The following is a 4,377-nucleotide window of genomic DNA, read 5'->3' as shown; positions in this document are numbered from 1 at the left end:
GCTAAAGGAGAAGATGGCAAGCCATCATTAGCCCAAGTTGTCGATAATAACAACGGCACGCACACTGTTAAAGTTGGTCTGGATAAGAACGGAAATGGTGAGCTTGATCCAGACGAAGTAACATCATCTACAATCATCAAAGATGGTAAGGATGGAAAAGCTGGCGCAACCGGTGCAACTGGTGCTAAAGGAGAAGATGGTAAGCCATCATTAGCCCAAGTTGTCGATAATAACAACGGCACGCACACTGTTAAAGTTGGTCTGGATAAGAACGGCAATGGCCAATTGGATCCAGACGAAGTAACCTCATCTACCATTGTTAAAGATGGTAAGGACGGAAAATCTCCACTAGCTAAGGTTGTTGATAACAACAANGGCACCCATACTGTTCAAGTCGGTNTNGATAAGAANGGAAATGGTGAGCTTGATCCAGACGAAGTAACATCATCTACAATCATCAAAGATGGTAAGGATGGAAAAGCTGGCGCCACTGGAGCTACAGGCGCGACCGGAGCTAAAGGTGATAAAGGTGAAACAGGTGCTACAGGCGCAACCGGAGCAGATGGCAAGCCATCATTGGCTAAGGTTGTAGATAACAACGATGGCACCCATACTGTTCAAGTCGGACTCGATAAGAACGGCAATGGTCAGTTGGATTCAGACGAAGTAACCTCATCTACCATNGTTAAAGANGGTAAGGANGGNAAATCTCCACTAGCTAAGGTTGTTGATAACAACAATGGCACCCATACTGTTCAAGTCGGTCTTGATAAGAACGGAAATGGTGAGCTTGATCCAGACGAAGTAACATCATCTACAATCATCAAAGATGGTAAGGATGGAAAAGCTGGCGCAACCGGTGCTACTGGTGCCACAGGTGCAACCGGAGCTAAGGGTGATAAAGGTGAAACTGGAGCCACTGGCGCAACAGGTGCAACTGGTGCTAAAGGAGAAGATGGCAAACCATCATTAGCCCAAGTTGTCGATAATAACAACGGCACGCACACTGTTAAAGTTGGTCTGGATAAGAACGGCAACGGCCAATTGGATCCAGACGAAGTAACTTCTTCAACAATCGTTAAAGACGGTAAGGATGGTAAGTCTCCATTAGCTAAGGTTGTCGATAACAACAACGGCACCCATACTGTTCAAGTCGGTTTGGATAAGAATGGCAATGGCCAATTGGATCCAGATGAAGTGACATCTTCTACAGTCATTAAAGATGGAAAAGCTGGTGCAACTGGAGCTACAGGTGCTACCGGTGCAACAGGAGCTAAAGGAGAAGATGGCAAGCCATCATTAGCCCAAGTTGTCGATAATAACAACGGCACTCACACTGTTAAAGTTGGACTTGATAAGAACGGCAATGGCCAATTGGATCCAGATGAAGTAACCTCATCTACAATCGTCAAAGACGGTAAGGATGGTAAGTCTCCACTAGCTAAGGTTGTTGATAACAACAATGGCACACACACAGTTCAAGTCGGTCTTGATAAGAACGGTAATGGTGAGCTTGATCCAGACGAAGTAACTTCATCTACAAACATCAAAGATGGTAAGGATGGCAAAGCTGGGGCAACCGGTGCCACTGGAGCTACAGGCGCAACCGGAGCCAAAGGCGATAAAGGTGAAACAGGCGCAACAGGTGCGACTGGCGCGACTGGCGCTAAAGGAGAAGATGGTAAGCCATCATTAGCCCAAGTTGTCGATAATAACAACGGCACTCACACAGTTAAAGTTGGTCTGGATAAGAACGGCAACGGCCAGTTGGATCCAGATGAAGTAACCTCATCTACCATTGTTAAAGATGGTAAGGACGGTAAATCTCCGCTAGCTAAAGTTGTCGATAATAACAATGGCACACACACAGTTCAAGTCGGTCTCGATAAGAATGGTAACGGTGAACTTGATCCAGACGAAGTGACATCTTCAACTATCATTAAAGATGGTAAGGATGGAAAAGCTGGTGCCACAGGAGCAACAGGCGCAACCGGAGCTAAGGGTGATAAAGGTGAAACTGGTGCCAAAGGTGAAGATGGTAAACCATCATTGGCGCAAGTCGTAGACAATAACGATGGTACGCATACTGTTAAAGTTGGTCTGGATAAGAATGGTAACGGCCAGTTGGATCCAGACGAAGTAACCTCATCTACCATCGTTAAAGACGGTAAGGACGGTAAATCTCCACTAGCTAAGGTTGTTGATAACAACAATGGCACACACACAGTTCAAGTCGGTCTTGATAAGAACGGAAATGGTGAGCTTGATCCAGACGAAGTAACATCATCTACAATCATCAAAGATGGTAAGGATGGAAAAGCCGGCGCAACTGGAGCAACAGGCGCGACCGGAGCTAAAGGTGATAAAGGTGAAACTGGAGCAACAGGCGCGACCGGAGCCAAAGGCGATAAAGGTGAAACTGGAGCAACAGGCGCAACTGGTGCCAAAGGAGAAGATGGCAAGCCATCATTGGCGCAAGTCGTAGACAACAACGACGGTACACACACTGTTAAAGTTGGTCTGGATAAGAATGGCAATGGCCAATTGGATCCAGATGAAGTGACATCTTCTACAGTCATTAAAGATGGAAAAGCTGGTGCAACTGGAGCTACAGGTGCTACCGGTGCAACAGGAGCTAAAGGAGAAGATGGCAAGCCATCATTAGCCCAAGTTGTCGATAATAACAATGGTACACACACAGTTCAAGTCGGTCTCGATAAGAATGGTAACGGTGAACTTGATCCAGACGAAGTGACATCTTCAACTATCATTAAAGATGGTAAGGATGGAAAAGCTGGTGCCACAGGAGCTACAGGCGCAACCGGAGCTAAGGGTGATAAAGGTGAAACAGGCGCAACAGGTGCAACTGGAGCTAAAGGAGAAGATGGCAAGCCATCATTAGCCCAAGTTGTCGATAATAACAACGGCACTCACACTGTTAAAGTTGGACTTGATAAGAACGGCAACGGTCAGTTGGATCCAGACGAAGTAACCTCATCTACCATTGTTAAAGACGGTAAGGATGGTAAATCTCCACTAGCTAAGGTTGTCGATAATAATAACGGCACTCACACTGTTCAAGTCGGACTCGATAAGAACAACAATGGTCAGCTTGATCCAGATGAAGTGACATCTTCTACAGTCATTAAAGATGGAAAAGCTGGCGCAACCGGTGCCACTGGTGCTACAGGTGCGACCGGAGCTAAAGGCGATAAAGGTGAAACTGGCGCAACCGGTGCAACTGGAGCTAAAGGAGAAGATGGAAAACCATCATTAGCTCAAGTTGTGGACAATAATAACGGTACACACACAGTTAAAGTTGGTCTGGATAAGAACGGCAACGGCCAGCTCGATCCAGATGAAGTAACCTCATCTACTATCGTTAAAGACGGAAAAGATGGCAAGTCTCCATTGGCTAAAGTTGTTGATAACAATAACGGCACACACACAGTTCAAGTCGGACTCGATAAGAACAACAACGGTCAGCTTGACCCAGACGAAGTAACATCTTCAACTATCGTCAAAGATGGAAAAGCTGGCGCAACTGGAGCTACAGGCGCAACTGGAGCGGATGGTAAACCATCATTGGCTAAGGTTGTAGACAATAACGATGGCACTCATACTGTTCAAGTCGGACTCGATAAGAACGGAAATGGTGAGCTTGATCCAGACGAAGTAACCTCATCTACCATCGTTAAAGACGGTAAGGATGGTAAGTCTCCATTAGCTGAAGTAGTTAACAACAACGATGGTACTCATACTGTTAAAGTTGGACTCGATAAGAACGGCGACGGTAAGCTTGATCCAAGTGAAGTAACGTCAACGACTATCGTTAAAGACGGCGCAACTGGTGCTACAGGCGCAACCGGAGCGGATGGCAAGCCATCATTGGCTAAGGTTTTAGACAACAACGATGGCACCCATACTGTTCAAGTCGGACTCGATAAGAACGGCAATGGTCAGTTGGATTCAGACGAAGTAACCTCATCTACCATCGTTAAAGACGGTAAGGATGGTAAGTCTCCATTAGCTGAAGTAGTTAACAACAACGATGGTACTCATACTGTTAAAGTTGGACTCGATAAGAACGGCGACGGTAAGCTTGATCCAAGTGAAGTAACGTCAACGACTATCGTTAAAGACGGCGCAACTGGTGCTACAGGTGCAACAGGAGCTAAGGGTGAAGATGGTAAATCATCATTAACTGAAGTAGTTAACAACAACGACGGTACTCATACTGTTAAAGTTGGTATTGATAAGAATAGTGACGGTAAGCTTGATCCAAGTGAAGTAACTTCAACAACTATCGTCAAAGATGGCGCAACTGGTGCTACAGGTGCAACAGGAGCTAAGGGTGAAGATGGTAAATCATCATTA

1 protein-coding gene is annotated in these 4,377 nt (G+C 45.8%); it reads left to right on the top strand.

The window, feature by feature from the left end:
- The coding region (locus tag D8797_RS10000; RefSeq protein ID WP_142999736.1) for a collagen-flanked surface repeat-containing protein at positions 1-4,377 on the top strand (4,377 nt) is incomplete at both ends.

Origin of the sequence: Streptococcus cristatus (assembly GCF_003944225.1) — a bacterium.
Lineage (GTDB): Bacteria > Bacillota > Bacilli > Lactobacillales > Streptococcaceae > Streptococcus > Streptococcus cristatus_K.
This window is presented reverse-complemented; position numbering and strand designations above follow the sequence as displayed.